Here is an 18,905-nt window from a genome sequence, read left to right on the forward strand (position 1 = left end):
AAGCCTTCTGAAGGGTTGTCGTAGACTACGACGTTGATAGGCAGGGTGTGTAAGCGCTGTGAGGCGTTGAGCTAACCTGTACTAATTGCCCGTGCGGCTTAACCATACAACACCCAAGGGGTTTTTACGGACTCCATAAGCACTTGAATGATGTGTTGAGACTTTAGTCAGATTTTCCGAGATTGTATCTTCCGCCCGAGGCGTAAGATAAACAGAATTTGCTTGGCGACCATAGCGTTGCGGACCCACCTGATCCCATGCCGAACTCAGCAGTGAAACGCAGCAGCGCCGATGGTAGTGTGGGGCCTCCCCATGTGAGAGTAGGACATCGCCAGGCTTCCAATTTAGTGCGGAGTGGTAGTTCAGTTGGTTAGAATACCGGCCTGTCACGCCGGGGGTCGCGGGTTCGAGTCCCGTCCACTCCGCCAATCATTAAGTCCCTAGCAGCAATGCTGGGGATTTTTTGTATGTGCAGTATAGAGCGGTTGTTCAGTTGGTTAGTTTTTTTACCTTGAAAGCAGCGGCCTGTCACGCTGCCGAAGGCAATCGCGGGTTCGAGTCCCGTCCGCTCCGCCACTTCTTCGAAAGCCTCGCTAGAAATAGCGGGGCTTTTTTACGTTTAAAGATAATCGGTCTCTTGGTCTCATCTGGAAGGTCAGCCCCGACTGACCATGTCTGTCTTTACCCGAAAGCGTTCTGCTGCACGTCCTCCCATTTTCATCCCTGAAAGTAGAGTAAAAATTCAACTTGGTTCGTTTTTTCGGAGATGCTGGGAAGCGTTCAATGACGACGATGTATAAATGGAAGACTCATGATCGCCCTTTATTGGTGAAATATTGCTGATTTCTCAGGCAGACAACGCCATGTGACAATACAACTTATTGTTTTAAATGGTGATTGTGCTAGCTTGCCCCAATGTTAACTGTTGCGCATTTGGATGCGTATTGATTGGGATTAGGTTATTTGAATAGCTATGCAAAAATTAAATAAAAAATGCTTGAGCGCTTTTGTATTGAGCGCTTTGCTGATGGGATGTGGTGGTGGAGATGATGCGTCGGTGGCCACTCAGCCACAAGCCGATACACTCAAAGTGAACACGCAGTTTGCGGCAACTTATTTGCAGACCATTGAAAAGAATACGCCAGCGCAGGACAGCGTTGCTACCGCTGGTTTTAGTGTCACCAAAAGCGCGATCAGTGCGACGCGCTACAATGGTCAGCTGGAAGTCACTAACGTGGTAACCAATGATAAGCAGGTCTTTGACTGGCCGGTGACTCAGAAAGTCGACACGCTAGGTGAGGTGGAAACGATCTCCCACCGCGCATTAACCCTGAAGCCGGGCACGTATGACTTCCGGTTGTTGTTGGCATCTGAGGGCGGCAAGCAACGCCAGTATGTGGCTCAGGCACTTGGAGAAGAAATCCTGGACGATGCTCAACCGGAAATTGATTTCGTCCTGTTGCCGAACTTGGGGGAGATTATCAGTGATTTCGAACAGGTTCAGTATGCCTCGACATTGAAATTCGCCTGGCCGGCAGCGGAGCTTGCAGGGCTTACGGACCCGCAGTTTGGTCTGTCTTTGAATGGCGGTGATGAGACGGTTTACGACATCAATAAAGAAACCGGACTTGCCGAAGTTTTTATCAATGTTCAACCGGGCCAGTATCAGCTTGATTTGCATCTATACGACGGCGATCTGATGGTGGGTAAAAATGAAGACACGGCAAGCACCGTCAATTTTTCGCAAGGGGAAGACGCCCAGTTAGACGTGATTCCACTGCAGGCCGATGTCCGCCTGAATCTGTCACCGTTAAAAGATGTCGGCACTTTTACGTTTACCGTGCCGAAAGAGGTTGTGGCCGAAGTGGATTCGGCACAGAACCTGGCGATGATCGTCCGTCTTTCCGGGGAGCAGACCCCGCTTCAGGAAGTGGTGCTGACCGTCAATGATGTGAATGGTCACTACCAATCCAGTGTTGAGCTGGAAACCGGTGGCGCGGATCGCGTTGATGCTTATGTCGCGTTTCACCATATTGATGAGGCGAGCCAGAACTACAGCAAGACACCCTTTGCCAGCTGTAACACCCAAATCGATGTAGTGTTGAACCAGACCTTAGGCTGCCAGCTGGCACTGAAGCGTGAAAGCATTATCAGCGGGCGGATTCTGGGGACCCTGATGCTGAATGTTATCGATCAACACCAGCAGCCGGCGATTGGCGTGCCGGTTTATGTCGATGGCAAGAAGATTGGCCTGACCGGGGATCAATACAGCACGGGCTCAATCAAATTCCACCTGGTTGCAGGTGAGCATGAAATCAAAGCGGCCAGCGATACCTTTGAGGCGATTGAAGTGCTTCAGATCGCCCCTTTGGCTGTTGAAAATATGCTGCTGACACTCAAGAAAGGTCCTGGTGTTGGAGACGGGAAGTTTGTTTTCAGTCAGTCACTCACAGTTGGCGAAGGCGAAGATTTTTACATTGATGTCAGTGCCATGACAGACTTTAATGGCGATGGCGCATTAGATGTGATTCTTGCGCCACGGCGTAGTGGGGAGCAAATTTTCCTGAACGACGGTCGGGGATTACTGTCCTTGTCGTCTTTTTCATCCGGTGAAAAAACAGATATCAGCAAAATTGCCGTGGGCGATCTCAACGGCGATGGTCATCCGGACCTTGTTCGGGCGGCAAGCGAGGGAATAACAGCCTATTTCAATGATGGCAAAGGCGGGCTGATATCATCACAGCAACTGAGTGCCAAATCGGGTGATGCAGTTGCTCTCGGAGATATGAACAGCGACGGCTATTTAGATATCGTCATTCTGGAAAGGGGGGCGGCGCCACGTGTGCTGCTCAATAACGGTACGGGTGTTTTCCAGGATGAATTCGGTTTACTGAGTCATGTGTCAGGCCAAAGCTATGCCAATGTGATCCTTGCCGATGTGACAGGAGATCATCACCTGGATATTATTTGGGCCGGCGGGGATCAAAAAAATATGATTTTCTGGAATGATGGCAAAGGTCATTTTACAGACTCTGGTCAACGCTTAGGCGTCAGTGTTAGTACTGCTACAGATAAGCATTATGATGTGGCAACTGGCGATGTGAATGGTGATGGCTATGCAGATTTAGTGATCACCAATATTAACCATCATGGCGCGGCGGAAGTGAACCAACTATTTCTGAATGATGGTAAGGGCCTCTTTGAGCTGGCGGATGTGGACTTGGGAACCAACGGCAAAACACCGGCAATGGCCGATCTGGATCAAGATGGGAATTTAGATCTGGTTCTCGGAGGGAAACCTCAAATTTATATGAATGACGGCAAAGGAAACTTTGTTCTGTCGACTTTAAATCGTTTTTCTGCTGGTAGTGAGCAACCGTTACTGGGAGATTTGGATGGTGATGGGGATATTGATTTAGTGCTGCGAACCGGCCATTCAAGCCAAGTTTACCTCAACCAACCTGCACCATAATCAAGAGAACAATGGCAGCTCCGGCTGCCATTTCCATTTCAACACCTTAGCCCAACCTGACACAGCCGTTTACAACTCTTTGCCCTGGCGCAGCAATTGGGACTTGTGGTGGCCTTAGCGATTGTGAGAGGGTATGGCCACAAACCGGAATGGATAACATCTCATGAAATTCTTTGTTGAACGTACTGAAACCGATCAAGCAATTCAGATTGTGCTGAAGCCTCACTCTTTGTATCTCATGCTACTGATGCTCGGCGGTTGGTTGCTGAACGATCTGGTGATGCAGTCGACCCCGATTGCCCAGGTGATCATGCCGATCTTTATCGTCTTTATGGTGATCCGCTTTTTCTCGCTGATCCGGATCCAGAAAGAAGTGTTGGTAGCGATGAAGCAAAATAAGGTCACCACCACCGGGAGTAAATTCTCCTTCTCCAAGCCTTTCACGTATACCATCAATAAGTAATCCCACAGTTGTGATGCCGCCCGAATACCGGGCGGCCCCATTCTTTCCTGTTAAGAAATAATCTCTGTAGAATACGCTGCTTCTTGTTTGCCGATTGTTATGGATAATAAATAGATCGCCCGCGTCCGGGCAGTTGAATCAAGAAGATCACAGGAGCGATATGGACAGATTTCACTGGAAACCCTTGCTGTTGGCATGTTTGATTGTCAGCATCGGTCAGCTGAGCCTCGGATTGATCTTTCCGTCACTGCCCTGGATCGCGCAGGATCTTGGGATCAGTGCCGATCAGGCTCAGTATCTGGTTTCCGGTTATTTGCTCGGATTCGGTGGCTCTCAGCTGATCTACGGGCCGCTGTCAGATGTGATTGGTCGTCGTCCGGTGTTGCTGTCCGGTTTATTGATCGCCATGGTCGGCTTATTGATTGCGGTGTTTCAGGCGGATTCGTTTACCTGGCTGCTGGTCGGTCGCTGTATCCAGGGGCTGGGCGCCGGGAGTGTGTCCGTGTTGGCACGCGCGACAATCCGAGACAGTTACCTGAGTCACCACCTGGTGAAAGCCATGAGCTGGGTAGCCATTGTGGCGGCATTCACCCCGATCATTGCGCCTGTGCTGGGCGGGCTAATCAACCACTATGCCGGTTGGCTGGCGGTTTTTGGATTACTGCTGGGATATGTTGCGGTGATCTGGTTGCTGATGGCGATGACGTTTAAAGAGACCTTGGTCAAACCGGTCCAGTCGCGCTCGGTCGGGCAGTTGATGATGTCCTATGGGTCGCTGTTGCGTGAGCGCCATTTTTTGATTTTTGCCGGGATTGGCTGGCTGAATTTTGCCCTGGTCGTGCTGGCGATCTCGTTGCTGCCGTTTATCATGCAAGTGCAAATCGGGATGCCCTCCGATGAATATGCGCTGTGGGCGATGGTGCCGGCAATCGGGTTTCTCTCCGGTGGTTTACTGTGTCAGCGGTTGAGCCCGAAGTTTGGGGCTCACCGGATGCTTCTCATCGCTCCTTTTCTGCAACTGACCGCGGGCCTGATCCTGATGGTGTCGCCGCTGATGCCGACATGGATGATCGCCGGCCACTTTTTTCTGGCTATGGCCAATGGTCTGGCGTTTCCTTGTGCTCAGTCATTACTCTTGGTGCCGTATCGCGAACGATCCGGCACTGTTTCGGCACTTTCCGGCGCCTGCCAGATGATGTTTGCTTCCTTGGCCAGTAGTCTGTTGTTGAAGGCCGGGATCCAGCAACCGGCACAGCTGGGTGGGGTGATCCTGATGGCGGCGTTGACCGGCTTGCTTCTGGTCACGCTGGGGACTCGCAGTTCCAGCGGACAGCAGGCGGTTGCCTCGCTAAGTGAAGTCCGGTAATGGCGAACAAGTTGAACCATAATTAAGGCTGCTGAAGCAAATCTGTAATAGGCGATGAGATGTTTAAGCACAGTCTTTTAGTAGCCGGACTCCTGTTGGTGGCCTGTGTCAGCTCCTATGAAGCAGAGTTATCGCAAAAGGATGCATGGGAGCAATTGGGAGCCTATCACGGCAAGCAGGGCTACCTGGAATGGGATGAAAAGCGGCTCAGTAAACAGGGTGCGATGACGGAAACGGACTACGAAGAATATCGGGCCGGCTATTTGCGGGGGCGGTATGAGTACTGTAGCGACAAGAAACAAGTCACCACGGTGGTGAATCCCGGTTATCCGGATGACTGCAAGCCGCACCAGGGCAGTTATGGCTTAGTAGAACGTGGTTACTAGAGTTTGGGTTAAACCTGTCATCCGGGCATTAAAAAGGCTGCAAACGCAGCCTTTATCGTCATTTAAGCTTGGGATTAGTTGTTGCTGTGCAGCTCGCTGTTCAGTTCTACAGCCGTCTTGTTGGTCAGGCACTCGATTTGGCCGGTGACGGAGTTGCGACGGAACAGCAGATCGGATTTTCCGGCCAGATCGCGAGCTTTCACCACTTCCACTTCTTGACCGTTTGCATCAAGCATACGGACTTTAGAGCCAGCTGTAACATACAGGCCGGACTCGATGGTGCAGCGATCGCCCAGCGGGAAGCCAAGACCGGCGTTGGCGCCCAGCAGGCTGTTCTCACCGATCGAAACCACGACTTTACCGCCACCGCTCAGGGTCCCCATGATGGAGGCACCGCCGCCGATATCTGAGCCTTCACCGACCATCACACCGGCAGAAATACGACCTTCCACCATGCTCACGCCAGCAGTACCGGCATTGAAGTTGATAAAGCCTTCGTGCATGACAGTCGTGCCTTCACCCACGTGGGCACCCAGACGAACACGTGACGTATCAGCAATGCGCACCCCGGCAGGAACCACGTAATCCACCATTTTCGGGAATTTATCGACGCAATCGACGGTCAGGGTTTCGCCGTTCAGGCGCGCTTCGATCTGGCGCTCTTCCAGCTCTGGCAGGTCGATTGGACCCTGGTTGGTCCAGGCGATGTTATGCAGCAGGCCGAAAATACCGTCCAGCACCACACCGTGTGGTTTCACCAGGCGGTGCGAGATCAGTTGGAGTTTCAGGAAACCTTCGGCCACGGACGTCGGCGCAGCATCGCTCGCCAGCACCACAATCACCAGTGGTTGAGAAGACAGAGATGCTTTGGCGGCAAACTGGGCACTTTTCTCTTCACCGGCAGTATTGAACGCGGTCGCTAACGCTGCACATTGGGCCGGGGTGACTTCAATGGCCTGGTTGCCTTCTTTGTAGTCGACGACATCTGCAATGGCTGAAACCAGTGCATCAGACGGGTTCAGCACTGGCGCCGGAAAGAAAGCTTCAATGATTTTGTTATCGCGGTTTTTGGTTGCAGTACCAAGGGCGAGGGCAAAGCTGGCCATGATTGATCGTTCTCCATGTCAAAATGATTGAGCTGTGCAGTTGAGACGAGTGGTTTGTCTACGCAGCTCATCGTGAATAAACCCATCATAATGACACTTGGCGCGATATTGAAGGGGGAGCGGGTAATTGAATGAAAATTGGTGGCAGATTGATGCGGATCGCACCGGGAACTGAGGTGAGGTGTGAGAAAGTAATCAGATTAAGTTGGTTTTTATGCGCAAATAAACCTCCATAAAGGAGGTTTATTCAAAAGAATGCGTTAAAGCTGAGCGGACTCAGGCAGCATCTTGCGCGGATTCTGATGCTTCGTCAGCGCCGGCTTCAACCGACTTAGCCGGTTTCTTTGTCGGGGCCGGTTTTTTCTTGGCACCCAGTGCGATCAGCACTTCTTCACGTTTTTGCGCCAGGAACATTGATAGTTCTTCTTGCTTGGCTTCATCTTCGAACAGTTCGCTTTCACTCAGTAAAGCAAACATCTCGTCAGCCATATCCAGCATTTTGTCGTATGCGTCGGCTTCGGACTTAGAGGTGAAAGTCATCTTTTCTTCTCCGTTGCGCTCAACCACATATTTGACGATAACAGCCATGGTCACCCTCTCCGAAATTGATTTACTGGCTGTTTATACAGTAGCATGGTGGCTATTGTCCAGAGGGAAGCGAATTAATGTGATGGCGAGAGAAAAATTCGATCAGATTCATGCGCGTGCAGCGGAGCGCAAAGGCGGCAATGCGGTGTTGGAAAGTTTACTGGCGACACCGCTCACTGCAGACGAAATCAAAGCGATTCCGGACAGCCGTTGGCTGGCGGCTTTTTCCCAGAAAGTGTTTCAGTCCGGGATGAGCTGGAAAGTGGTGCGCAGCAAGTGGCCCAATTTCGAGGAAGTCTTCTTTGGTTTTGACATCGAGAAAATGTTGCTGATGCCGACGGAAATGTGGGAGCGCAAGGCCACTGACCCGGCGATCATCCGCCATTTGGGCAAAGTGATGACCATTCCGGCCAATGCCCAGATGATCCATGAAGCCGCGCTGAAACATGGCTCGTTTTCGGCGATGGTGGCCAACTGGCCAAGCGAGGATATTACCGGGCTGTGGCGCTATCTGAAAAAGCACGGTCAGCGGCTGGGCGGCAATACCGGCCCGTATACGCTGCGGGTGATGGGCAAGGATACCTTCATTGTGAGCCAGGATGTTGAAGCCTATCTGCGTCATACCGGGATCATCGACGGCGGCAAGGATACCCAGCGCTCACAGCAGGCGATGCAGCAGGCGTTCAGTGCCTGGCAGCAGGAGTCCGGCCGACCGCTGTGTCAGATCAGCCAGATCATTGCCTTCAGTCTGGGCGATAACCGGGTGTAAGGCGTTGCATAATGATCGGGAGAATCGGGCTAAGGCGCTGGCCGGGCGTCCGGAAATCGCCATTCCCGGCAGAACTCGATAAACAGTTTCAGCAGCGGGCTCTGGTACTTTTCCCGGTGGTACAGCAACCAGTATTGGCGGTGCATATCCAGCGGCAGCTCGAGCTGTGTCAGGCGGCGATCCTTGACGGCATGGGCCACGGCAAGGCGGGACAGACAGGTCAGCCCCAGTCCGGCGGCGGCACAGTTGATAATGGCTTCGGTGGTGTTGAGTTCAAATGCCTGCTGCCAGTTTTCTAAGCGCGGGGCGATCCGGTTGAGGAAAAACTCCCGGGTGCCGGAGCCGGGCTCGCGGAGGATCCACTGGGACTGCTCCAAATCCGACAGTTGCAGCGCTGGCAGGCGGGTCAGCGGGTGCTCCGGGTGACACACCACGACCATTTCGTCGTCGAGCCAGGGCTCAGCCGCTAAATCCGGAGCCTGGACTTTCCCCTCGACCAGACCGACATCGAGCTCGAACTCGTTCAGCTTATGGCAGATCTGGGTGGTATTGGCGATATGCAGTGACTGCTCCTCGTGCTCACAGCGGGCGCGAAAATCACGCAGCAGAAACGGGGTGATCTGGTTGCCCACGGTATCGCTGGAGCCAATCTTCAGCTGGCCGGTGATGGGACCGGCGTGATCGAACAGCTGCTCAATTGCCCGGCTGCGTGCCAGCAACTCATCGGCCAGCGGTAACAAGCGTTTGCCCTGCTCGTTGATGATCAGCCGGTTGTTGTTGCGGTCAAATAGCTTGTGCCCCAGTTGCTTTTCCAGCTCAGACAGCGCCATGCTGACTGCCGGTTTGGAGAGAAACAACCGCTCCGCCGCTGCGGTGATCGTGCCTTCCTGAACCACGGCGACAAAGACGTTGAGCTGCTTGAGTGCAATCGTCATTTCCTGCTCCGTTCAATACGATTGAGCCTGAATCATAAGGGATTCAGTGCAGCTTAACCATATTTTCAGTTGCCCGGCACCTTGCTCCGGTCCGTGAATCAGCGGTTGGACGCGCAAAAAACATCTGCAAGTCGACGGCTTTTTTCTCGCGCGGGTGGTCCGGGATGCGTTGGGTCTGAAAAGCCGACAGAGCTTCCGCCTTTCGTTTGCAGGGCGTCGAGGATTGATAGACAATCGGACTAATTTTCTTTGTCTGCGAGCGACCTGCGTGTTTACTGTTTATCACTCCAATCAACTGGAACTGCTGAAATCCCTGCTGGTGGAGCTGATCCGGCTCGATCCGCTGGAGAACCCGTTCGAACAAGAGCAAATCCTGGTGCAAAGCCCGGGGATGTCGCAATGGCTGAAGCTGGAGCTGGCTAATTCCTTCGGGATTGCCGCCAACATTGAGTTTCCGCTGCCGGCGACCTTTATCTGGACCATGTTTACCCGGGTGCTGGCCGATGTGCCTGAGCGCAGTGCCTTCAATAAAGAAGCCATGACCTGGAAGCTGATGACGGTGTTGCCGGAACTGCTCAGCCAGCCGGAGTTTGAGCCGCTGGCCCGCTATCTGCAGGAAGATGAGCAATCCGTCAAACGGTATCAGCTGGCCGGGAAAATCGCCGATATCTTTGACCAGTATCTGGTGTATCGCCCGGAGTGGATCCAGGCCTGGGAAGCGGGGGAGATCGATCCGGAGCTGACGGGCGATCACCCGTGGCAGCCGCTGCTGTGGCAGGCGCTGTACGACCAGACCCTGGCGCAGGGCCAGTCGCCGTATCACCGGGCCAATCTGTACGATCATTTTATCGAAACCCTCGACAGCTATGCCCAGAGCGGCGCGCCGCTCCCGGCCGGGTTGCCGAAGCGCTTGTTCGTGTTCGGAATCTCTGCCCTGCCGCCGCGCTATCTCGATGCCTTGGCGGCGCTCGGCAAGCACATTGATGTTCACCTGATGTTCACCAACCCGTGCCGTCATTATTGGGGGGAAGTGCGGGATCGCAAATACCTCGCCCGGTTGGCGGCCCGGCAGCGCCAGCAAATCCAGTGGTGCGTTGATCACAGCGAGCGCGGTGAGCTGATCTCGCCGCTCAAAGGCGAACTGGAAGAGAATCTGGTCGATGACACCCATGAAGGGGCGGTCGGCAATACCTTGTTGGCGTCGCTGGGTAAGCTGGGCCGGGACAACCTTTACCTGTTGTCCGAGATGGAAGCCTACGATGTCGAAGCATTTGTCGAGATTGAGCCGGATACCCTGCTGCATGCGATTCAGGCCGATATTCTGAACCTCGACGATCGTCTCGATGACACCCTGACCGAATCCAGCCACCACAAACTGGCGATTTCCCCGCAGGATCAATCGCTGGCCATTCACGCCTGCCACTCGCCGATGCGTGAGGTGGAAGTGTTGCACGATCGCTTGCTGGCGATGCTGGCCGCAGACCCGTCGCTGTCGCCACGCGACATCATCGTGATGGTTGCCGATATCAACAGCTACAGCCCTTATATTCAGGCGGTGTTCGGCAATGCGCCGGGCGATCGCTATATTCCGTTTTCGATTTCCGATCGCAGCGCCGATCAGGAAAATCCGGTGTTGCTGGCGTTCCTGCGGCTGCTGAGTCTCCCCGAAAGCCGCTGTCAGGCCTCAGAGCTTCTCGAGTTGCTGGAAGTCCCGGCAGTGATGGCGAAGTTCGGTTTCGACAGCGATCGCTTTGAGCGGGTCAAAGGCTGGATTGAAGAAGTCGGGATCCGCTGGGGGCTGGATGAAGCCACCGCCAGCGAGTTCCAGTTGCCGCGCCAGCGCCAGAACACCTGGCTGTTTGGCCTGCAACGCATGTTGCTTGGCTATGCGATGCCGCAGGAATCCGGCTTGTATCAGGGCATTCTGGCCTATGACGAAGTGCAGGGCATGGACGCCGAGCTGGCCGGTCAGCTCGGCCTGTTTGTCGAAATGCTGATGCACTACCGTCAGCAGCTGGCGCAGCCGCAACCGGCGCAGGCGTGGACCGGGCTGCTCAATCAGCTGCTGGATGATTTCTTCCGGGTCGATACCGATGGAGAAATGGTGTTGCGGATGATCCGCGATAAGCTCGAGCAACTGGAGCAGCAACTGGCCGATGCCGGATATCGGGAAGCCATCAGTCCGGCGGTGCTGCGCAGCTATCTCAATGACAAGCTCTCCGGTGAACGGATCAGCCAGCGCTTCCTCGCCGGTCAGGTCAACTTCTGTACCCTGATGCCGATGCGTTCGATCCCGTTCAAGGCGGTCTGTCTGCTGGGAATGAACGACGGCGTGTACCCACGGTCGATCCCGCCGGAAGGCTTCGATCTGATGGCCGGACAGGGCCGCTACGGGGATCGTTCGCGTCGCGATGACGACCGTTACCTGTTCCTCGAAGCAATCCTCTCGGCGCAGGAAGCGCTGTATATCAGTTATGTCGGCCGTTCGATTCAGGATAACAGTGAGAAAATGCCGTCGGTGCTGGTCAGCGAGCTGCTGGAATACTGCCAGCAGGGCTACTGTCTAGAGGGGGATCAGCCGCTGGGTGCCGATGAATCGGCGGCCCGCATCGCTGAAGCGTTGCAACACCATCATCCGCTGGTGCCGTTCAGCCCGCAGGCGTTTCAGGGGCCGAATCCGAGTTTTGCCGCCGAATGGCTGCCGGTTGCCCGGCGTCATCAGGTGGCGAGTGAAGCATTTCACAGCCAGCCGCTGGCCCGGGAGCCGGAGAGCGAGGGCTCCGAGCCTGAGCTGGAGCTGGCGGAGCTGATCCGTTTCTGGCGTCTGCCGGTGCAGTATTTTTTCAACCGGCGGTTGAAAGTCTTCTTCGAGCCGGCCAAAGGGGCGATGGAAGACGATGAGCCGTTTGCCCTCGACGGGCTGGGCCGCTTCCAGCTGCGCAGTGAACTGTTGAACGCCTTTCTGGAGGCCGGCAGTCAGGGCACTCCAGCACAGAAAGACGCGCTTTTTACCCGCTTCACCCGCTATCAACAGGCCTCCGGCGCACTGCCGCTCGGGGAGTTCGGCGCGCTGGAGCTGGCACAGGAGCGCGGGCCGATTGAGACGCTGGCGGATACCGTGACCGGGCTGATGGCCCAGCCGTTGCCGGATGTTGAGGTGGACCTCAAGTTGGATCTTGGCGAGCGTTCAATTCGTTTGCTGGGCTGGCTCAGACACCACACGCAGGCTGGGCTGGTCCGTTATCGTCCGGGGTCGATCCGGGCGCAGGATATTTTGCAGGGCTGGATGGAGCACCTCTGTCTGGCCTTGGCCGGTCAGGCCAAGCCTACGCATTTGCTGGGCGTCGATGAGCACTACACGCTGGCCCCGGTCGACGCGGCAGAAGCCCGGATCCACCTGACGTCCCTGTTGCTGGCTTATGATCAGGGACTGTCCCAACCGCTGCCGTATTTCCCGCGCACAGCACTGACAGGGTTGCAGGCATGTCAGGATAAACAGGGGAACTGGCACAGTGACGAGGACACGCAGGAGAAAGCCCGGCTCAAAATGGCCGAAGCGTTCAACGGCGGGTATCTGTTCAGCGGCGAAGGGATGAATGTGTATATCAACCGGGTGTGGCCGGCATGGGACGATTCTGTCAGTGAATCGGCGGCGCTGGCCGCAGAAACTTACCTGAAACCGGCAGTGCTGAAACTACAGAAAGTTGAGTCGTAGGTCAGGGAAAGCAGGGAAAGAAAAAGTAGCGTGGCCGCCAGCAAATCATTTTAGATTGTAGGGTGCTTGCCGTACGGCCACAGGTCCAGAGGTGACCCGATTTCGTGGGGCGGATCATAGCGAATGACGCCGGGGGAAAACGTGAAAGATCTCTCATATCAAAAGATAGGAATGTCATTAAATTCGATATATTCCTTTGAATTCGCCCCTGATCACAAAAAAATATTTTGGACGAACAGGGTTTCGGGCCATAACAGGAACGCATGTATCCGATGAGTCAACAACATACATCAGCAGATCATCTTCAGGACGGCTCGGCAGTCGCGAGCACCACGCCGCAGGCGCTGGAGCCGATGACGTTTCCGCTCCACGGTAACCGGCTGATTGAAGCCTCGGCCGGGACCGGGAAGACCTTTACCATCGCCAGTCTCTATCTGCGCCTGCTGCTCGGCCATGGCGATCCCGACAGCCGTTTTCCGCGCGAATTGCCAGTCGATCAAATTCTGGTGGTGACGTTTACCGAAGCCGCCACGGCCGAGCTGCGCGATCGGATCCGGCGGCGGATCCACGATGCCCGACTGGCCTTTAATCGCGGCCAGAGCAACGATCCGGTGATAGCTCCGCTGCTGGATGAGATCCCGGACCACAAGGCGGCTGCGGCGATCCTGCTTCAGGCGGAGCGACAGATGGACGAGGCGGCGATTTTTACCATTCACGGATTTTGTCAGCGGATGCTGACCCAGAATGCCTTTGAGTCCGGCAGCCTGTTCGACAATGAATTTGTCACCGAAGAGAGTCAATTGCGGGCGCAGGTAGTGGCCGATTACTGGCGCCGCCACTTTTACCCGCTGTCCCGCACGTTGGCTTCGGAAGTGCGCAGTATCTGGGCTTCGCCGGGCGCTTTGCTGCGGGAGATCAACCTGTTCCTCTCCGGTGCTGAGGTGGCGATCCGGGCCCCCGAACTGTCTGGCTCTCTGGAGCAGTTGCATGCACAGAACATCGCCCGCATTGAGCAGGTAAAGCAGCTTTGGCGGGCTGATGCGGCCGATTTTCAGGCCCTGATTGCCGATTCTGGCGTGAACAAGCGCAGCTATACCAAAACCAGCTTGCCGAAAGCGCTGGCGGAAGTGGGGGCCTGGGCCGAGCAGGACACCACGGATTACCGTTTGCCCAAGGCGCTGGAGAAGTTCTCGCAGCAGGTGCTGGTGGAGAAAACCAGCAAGGGCAATCCGCCGCAGCATCCGGTGTTTGTCGCCATTGATGACTTGCTTGAAAACAAACCCAATGTCAGGGATCCCTTGCTGGCCCATGCCATTCGCGAGTGCCGTCAGTTGCTGGCAGTGGCCAAGCAGCGCAAGGGCTGGTTATCGTTTGATGATTTGCTGACCCAGCTGGCCGCCGCGCTGGCCAACGACAGCGATGGCAGCCTGGCGGCGCGGATCCGCACCCAGTTCCCGGTGGCGATGATCGATGAATTCCAGGATACCGATCCCCTGCAATACAGTATTTTCAATACCGTGTACGGCGAGCAGCGCCCGCAGGCAGCCGATTTAACCGAAGCGCCGATGGACATGGCGGCACAAGCGCCGGACTGCGGCCTGTTTATGATCGGCGATCCCAAGCAGGCCATCTATGCCTTCCGGGGGGCGGATATCTTCACCTATATCCGCGCCCGACGTCAGGTTAGTGCTCACTACACCCTGGGCACTAACTGGCGCTCGACCGCTGAAATGGTCACCGCGGTCAATTGTATTTTTGAACAACCGTCCCGGCCGTTTATCTACGATCGTGACATCACCTTCCTGCCGGTCAAGCACAGCCCGAAAGCGGGCAATCGCAGCTGGCAGCTGGCAGGCAGCAAGCAACCGGCCCTGACCTTCTGGTCTCAGGAGGCCGATGCGCCGGTGAAAAAGGGCGACTATCAGCAGGCAATGGCTGCGGCGACCGCCGCCGAGATCCAACGTATCCTGACCTTGTCTCAGCAGGGCGACGCCCTGCTGATGGACGGCGAGGAGAGCCAGCCGATCCGTGCTAGTGATATTTCGGTGCTGGTGCGCACCGGCACCGAAGGGGCGATGATCCGTCAGGCGCTGGCTGCGCAGGGCATTGCCAGTGTCTATTTGTCGAACCGCGACAGCGTCTTTGCCTGCGCCGAAGCTCAGGATCTGCAACGGCTGCTGGCCGCCGTTCTGATCCCGGAAGATGATCGGGCATTGCGGGCGGCACTCGCTTCCGGGCTGTTTGCGCTCAGTGCCCGCCAGCTCGATGAACTCAACATCAGCGAAGAGAAGTGGGAGCAGCAGGTTGCAGAGTTTCGCGAGTACCGCAAAGTATGGCAAACCCGCGGGGTGTTGCCGATGCTGCGACAGGTGCTGGCCAAGCGCCAGATCCCGGAGCGGCTGCTGGCCGAAAACGGCGGCGAGCGGCGACTGACCGACATTCTCCATCTCGGCGAGCTGTTGCAGCAGGCGAGCCAGACCCTCGACAGCGACCACGGTCTGATCCGCTGGCTGGCCGAACACATCGATATGCCGAACGGCGATGTCGATGAGCAGCAGTTGCGGCTGGAATCGGATCGCAATCTGGTGCAAATCGTCACCATCCACAAATCCAAGGGGCTGGAATATGACCTCGTGTTCCTGCCGTTTGTCTGTGGCTACCGGGCAGCAGACACCGCACTGTTTCACGACGAAGCGACCCAGCAGGCGGTGCTGGATGTCACCGGGCAGGAAGAGAGCCTCGCCCTGGCGGAGCAGGAGCGGCTGGCGGAAGATTTGCGGCTGATTTATGTTGCGCTGACCCGTGCAGTCTACGGCTGTTATATCGGGATGGGGCCACTGCGCAACGGCCTGAGTCGTAAAGAGCCGACCGGGCTGCACCAGTCGGCCATCGGCTGGCTGGTTCAGGATGGTCAGGACGGTGGGATAGCCGAGCTGGATCAGGCGTTGCTGAAGCTGGCTTCGGCTTGTGCCTCGATTGCCGTGACGGCGCCGCCTGCGTTGCCGGAAACCCCGTGGACGCCGGTTGAAAGCGAGCAGCCCGAGCTGGCTGCGGCGACCTTCCAGCAGCCCATTGAGCGCAACTGGTGGATCACCAGTTATTCTGGTCTGATCAAGCAAGGCCACCACAACCATGATGCTTCATTCGAGATGCCGGGCTTTGATACCGACTCTTCCGGCGAGCAGCAAACCGAAGACGGCGAGGCGGAAGCGCAGCAGCTGTCGATTTACACCTTCCCGCGGGGGGCCCGGCCGGGGACATTCCTCCATACCCTGTTTGAGGAAATTGAATTTACCGCGCCGGTAGACAGCGAGGCGACCCGGGAGAAAATCCTGGCCCTGTTGCGGCTGGAGAACTATGACGCCGTCTGGCTGCCGGTGCTGCAACAGCTGATCGCCGATGTGCTGCGCTGTCCGCTGGATGGCGAAGCCATGTGTCTGGGTACAATCCCGGCCGCACAGCGTCTGACCGAAATGGAATTCATGTTGCCGATTAACGTCCTGTCGGCACCATTGCTCAACAAGGTGATTGCCCGCCATGATCCGCTGTCGGCCCGGGCCGGCGAGCTGGGATTCGCCACCGTCAGCGGTATGCTCAAGGGCTTTATCGATCTGGTATTTGAACATCAGGGGCGCTACTACGTGCTGGACTGGAAATCGAATCACCTGGGCGATGATCCCGAGGTTTATCGCGGCGAGAAGCTCAATGAGGCGATGCGGGATCACCGCTACGACCTGCAATACCAGCTCTACGCCCTGGCGCTGCATCGTTTCCTCAAAAGCCGCAAGGCGGATTATGACTATGACCGCCATTTTGGCGGCGTGTATTACTTGTTCCTGCGCGGGATGCAGGCCGATGGCACCAGCGGGATTTTCAATGCCCGCCCGAGTCTGGCGCTGCTCGAAGAACTGGAAACCCTGATCGACGGAGAACCGCTTGATGCTTAAACAGCTTGAATCACTGACCCGGCTGGGGGCCATTCGTCCGCTGGATTCTCAGTTTGCCCGCTTTATTGCCACGTCCGTTGCCGCTGAAGATCCCGAAACGCTTCAGCCTCTGGTGACGCTGGCCGCAGCACTGGCCAGCGCCGAGCTGGGGCGCGGTCATGTCTGTCTGCCGCTGGCCCAGCTGGACGCGCAACATCTGTTTGGTCTCAATCGTGAGCTGAGTGCTCAACTGAGTGAGGGACTGCCCGCGATTGAAGCATGGGAAGCGCTGCTGGCGTCATCCGCGGCGGTGTCGGACGGCAGCGAAGCGACGCCGCTGGTGCTGGCTCAGGGCCGCTTGTATCTCCATCGTTACTGGCAATATGAGCAGACGGTGGCGCAGCGGTTGCGTCAGGCGGCGCAGGGGCATGCAACAGCACCTCAGGCCGGACAGAGTGCCAAGATGGCGACCGAGCTGGATACCCTGTTTGCGCGCAGCTATGCCTACCTGTTTCAGGATCTGCAACAGCTGCGGACTTCGTCGTCTGACTCGCCGCAGGCCCGGCAGCTGGCGGTCTGTGACAAGCTGGATGTGGTGGCACCGGCGCCACTGGATTGGGCCGCGATTGATGCGGTGCTGACTTCGGCGACGCAGGTGAAGGATTTAACCGCGCTGGATGTCCTGATCCCGCCGTCCGCTTGCCTGAACTGGCAGAAAGTCGCGGCAGCGGTGGCTCTGACCCGACAGTTTGCGGTAATTTCCGGTGGACCGGGGACCGGGAAGACCACCACGGTTGCCAAACTGCTGGCTGCGCTGGTGACTCAGGCGATGCAACAGGGCGATCGTGAACCACAGGGCCAGGCGCTGTTCCCGGACACCAAGTTGCCAGAAATCAAGCTGCCGGAAATCAAACTGGTCGCGCCGACCGGCAAAGCGGCGGCGCGACTGACCGAATCGATCGGTGCGGCGGTGGCTTCACTGGCGGTTGACGCGGCGGTGAAGGACGCGATCCCGACTCAGTCCAGTACCTTGCACCGCCTGTTGGGGGCGATCCCCGAGCGGGTGGCGTTCCGTCATCACCGCGATAATCCATTGCACCTGGATGTGCTGGTGGTCGATGAGGCTTCGATGGTCGATTTGCCGATGATGGCGCGTTTGCTGGATGCGCTGCCACCGCATGCCCGGCTGATTTTGCTCGGCGACCGGGATCAGCTGGCGTCGGTGGAAGCCGGTGCGGTGCTGGGCGATATCTGCGCCTTTGCCGGGCAGGGCTACAGCCCGGCGCACAGCCAGTTGCTGAGTCAGCTGACCGGGTTTGCGTTTGCCCCTGGCAAGGGCGAGCAGAGCGTGGTGAGCGACAGCCTGTGTATGCTGCAAAAAAGTTACCGCTTCCATGCCCAGTCCGGCATTGGGCAGCTGGCCAAAGCCATTAACGCCGGTCAGCCGCATTTAGTGGATCAGGTGTGGCAGCAGGGCTATGCGGATATTCAGTTCCATCCGCTGACCACCGACCATTATCAGGCGATGATCAACCGGACGGTGACTTTTTATCTCAATTACCTCGACGGGATCCGGGACGATATGCCGCCGCGCGAGGTGCTTCAGGCGTTTTCGCAGGCCCGCCTGCTGTGCGCGCTGCGGGACGGGGATTTCGGGGTCACCGGGCTGAACCAGCGCATTGAGCGGGCGCTGGCGAAAAAAGGCCGGATCAAACCGGATGATGAAACCTGGTACTTAGGCCGGCCGCTGATGATCACCCGTAACGATCACGGTCTCGGGTTGTATAACGGCGATATCGGGATTGTGATGCGCGACCCGGTACCGGACCCACAGACCGGTGAGCGACGGCTGCGGGTGTTTTTTGAAATGCCGGACGGCTCGATCCGTGGCGTGCTGCCAAGCCGGTTGCCTGAGCATGAAACTGTCTACGCGATGACGATTCATAAATCCCAAGGCTCGGAATTTGCCGATACCCTGATGGTACTGCCGGCGGAGTTCAGCCCGATCCTGACCCGTGAGCTGATCTACACCGGCGTGACCCGGGCTAAGAAGAATCTTTATCTGTACGCTCAGCCTGAGGTGGTCAGCCGCGCAGTGCGGCTGCGGACCGAGCGGGCCAGTGGCCTGGCTCAGTTACTGGCGTAAGAAAACGGTATTCGTCGCGACGTCTTGCCGTGT

The 18,905-nt window shown here is 56.6% G+C and carries 11 protein-coding genes, 1 tRNA gene and 2 rRNA genes; 11 read left to right on the forward strand and 3 right to left on the reverse strand.

The window, feature by feature from the left end; all coding sequences use genetic code 11:
- From VV869_RS21835 to VV869_RS21865, 7 genes are all read left to right on the forward strand, one after another.
- A 23S ribosomal RNA gene (locus tag VV869_RS21835) occupies nt 1–106 on the forward strand; the annotation flags it as partial.
- Nucleotides 107–221: 115 nt separating this feature from the next.
- Nucleotides 222–337 (forward strand): 5S ribosomal RNA (gene rrf / locus VV869_RS21840).
- A gap of 14 nt (nt 338–351) precedes the next feature.
- A tRNA-Asp gene (locus VV869_RS21845) sits at nt 352–428 on the forward strand.
- A gap of 569 nt (nt 429–997) precedes the next feature.
- Nucleotides 998–3,472 carry an FG-GAP repeat domain-containing protein gene (locus VV869_RS21850; RefSeq protein WP_337737061.1) on the forward strand — a complete coding sequence of 825 codons (2,475 nt, stop codon included), beginning with the start codon at nt 998–1,000 and terminating at the stop codon, nt 3,470–3,472.
- Between the two features lie 163 nt (nt 3,473–3,635).
- Entirely contained in the window at nt 3,636–3,935 is a 300-nt protein-coding gene (locus VV869_RS21855; RefSeq protein ID WP_337737062.1) for a hypothetical protein, read from the forward strand.
- A 160-nt stretch (nt 3,936–4,095) separates the two neighbouring features.
- The gene (locus VV869_RS21860) at nt 4,096–5,301 is read left to right on the forward strand and encodes a multidrug effflux MFS transporter (protein ID WP_337737063.1); all 1,206 of its coding nucleotides are present in this window, start codon (nt 4,096–4,098) and stop codon (nt 5,299–5,301) included.
- A 59-nt stretch (nt 5,302–5,360) separates the two neighbouring features.
- A complete protein-coding gene (locus VV869_RS21865) occupies nt 5,361–5,687 on the forward strand; it encodes a DUF2799 domain-containing protein (RefSeq protein ID WP_337737064.1) in 327 nt (108 codons plus the stop codon).
- Nucleotides 5,688–5,761: 74 nt separating this feature from the next.
- Here VV869_RS21865 and dapD read toward each other — a convergent pair whose 3' ends face one another.
- Nucleotides 5,762–6,793 carry a 2,3,4,5-tetrahydropyridine-2,6-dicarboxylate N-succinyltransferase gene (gene dapD, locus VV869_RS21870; RefSeq protein WP_337737065.1) on the reverse strand — a complete coding sequence of 344 codons (1,032 nt, stop codon included), beginning with the start codon at nt 6,791–6,793 and terminating at the stop codon, nt 5,762–5,764.
- A gap of 276 nt (nt 6,794–7,069) precedes the next feature.
- Complete coding sequence (locus VV869_RS21875) at nt 7,070–7,381, reverse strand: YebG family protein (protein WP_337737066.1); 312 nt, start codon at nt 7,379–7,381, stop codon at nt 7,070–7,072.
- A gap of 82 nt (nt 7,382–7,463) precedes the next feature.
- On the opposite strand from VV869_RS21875, the gene VV869_RS21880 reads away from it, so the two are divergent.
- Nucleotides 7,464–8,150, forward strand: coding sequence for a DNA-3-methyladenine glycosylase I (locus tag VV869_RS21880; RefSeq protein ID WP_337737067.1), 687 nt, complete (start codon nt 7,464–7,466; stop codon nt 8,148–8,150).
- A gap of 29 nt (nt 8,151–8,179) precedes the next feature.
- Here the strand turns inward: VV869_RS21880 and VV869_RS21885 are convergent, their stop codons facing one another.
- Nucleotides 8,180–9,085 (reverse strand): LysR substrate-binding domain-containing protein, encoded by a 906-nt coding sequence (locus VV869_RS21885; protein ID WP_337737068.1) that lies wholly within the window; start codon nt 9,083–9,085, stop codon nt 8,180–8,182.
- 268 nt (nt 9,086–9,353) lie between these two features.
- Between VV869_RS21885 and recC the strand changes: the two genes are divergently transcribed.
- From recC to recD, 3 genes are all read left to right on the forward strand, one after another.
- The gene (gene recC / locus VV869_RS21890; RefSeq protein WP_337737069.1) at nt 9,354–12,800 is read left to right on the forward strand and encodes an exodeoxyribonuclease V subunit gamma; all 3,447 of its coding nucleotides are present in this window, start codon (nt 9,354–9,356) and stop codon (nt 12,798–12,800) included.
- A gap of 272 nt (nt 12,801–13,072) precedes the next feature.
- Nucleotides 13,073–16,747: an exodeoxyribonuclease V subunit beta gene (gene recB, locus VV869_RS21895; RefSeq protein WP_337737070.1), complete on the forward strand. Its 3,675-nt coding sequence runs from the start codon at nt 13,073–13,075 to the stop codon at nt 16,745–16,747.
- The gene (recD, locus tag VV869_RS21900; protein ID WP_337737071.1) at nt 16,740–18,872 is read left to right on the forward strand and encodes an exodeoxyribonuclease V subunit alpha; all 2,133 of its coding nucleotides are present in this window, start codon (nt 16,740–16,742) and stop codon (nt 18,870–18,872) included. The genes recB and recD overlap by 8 nt, the downstream gene beginning before the upstream one ends.
- The last annotated feature ends 33 nt before the right edge of the window (nt 18,873–18,905 follow it).

The sequence above is a fragment of the Photobacterium sp. MCCC 1A19761 genome (assembly GCF_037389125.1).
GTDB lineage: Bacteria > Pseudomonadota > Gammaproteobacteria > Enterobacterales > Vibrionaceae > Photobacterium.

Bases quoted from the DNA above. Each gene is read 5' to 3' on its own strand.
- VV869_RS21865 (WP_337737064.1), top strand. From the start codon at position 5,361: ATGTTTAAGCACAGTCTTTTAGTAGCCGGACTCCTGTTGGTGGCCTGT.
- recB (WP_337737070.1), top strand. From the start codon at position 13,073: ATGAGTCAACAACATACATCAGCAGATCATCTTCAGGACGGCTCGGCA.
- VV869_RS21860 (WP_337737063.1), top strand. From the start codon at position 4,096: ATGGACAGATTTCACTGGAAACCCTTGCTGTTGGCATGTTTGATTGTC.
- VV869_RS21885 (WP_337737068.1), bottom strand. From the start codon at position 9,085: ATGACGATTGCACTCAAGCAGCTCAACGTCTTTGTCGCCGTGGTTCAG.
- VV869_RS21875 (WP_337737066.1), bottom strand. From the start codon at position 7,381: ATGGCTGTTATCGTCAAATATGTGGTTGAGCGCAACGGAGAAGAAAAG.
- VV869_RS21855 (WP_337737062.1), top strand. From the start codon at position 3,636: ATGAAATTCTTTGTTGAACGTACTGAAACCGATCAAGCAATTCAGATT.
- VV869_RS21880 (WP_337737067.1), top strand. From the start codon at position 7,464: ATGGCGAGAGAAAAATTCGATCAGATTCATGCGCGTGCAGCGGAGCGC.
- recD (WP_337737071.1), top strand. From the start codon at position 16,740: ATGCTTAAACAGCTTGAATCACTGACCCGGCTGGGGGCCATTCGTCCG.
- dapD (WP_337737065.1), bottom strand. From the start codon at position 6,793: ATGGCCAGCTTTGCCCTCGCCCTTGGTACTGCAACCAAAAACCGCGAT.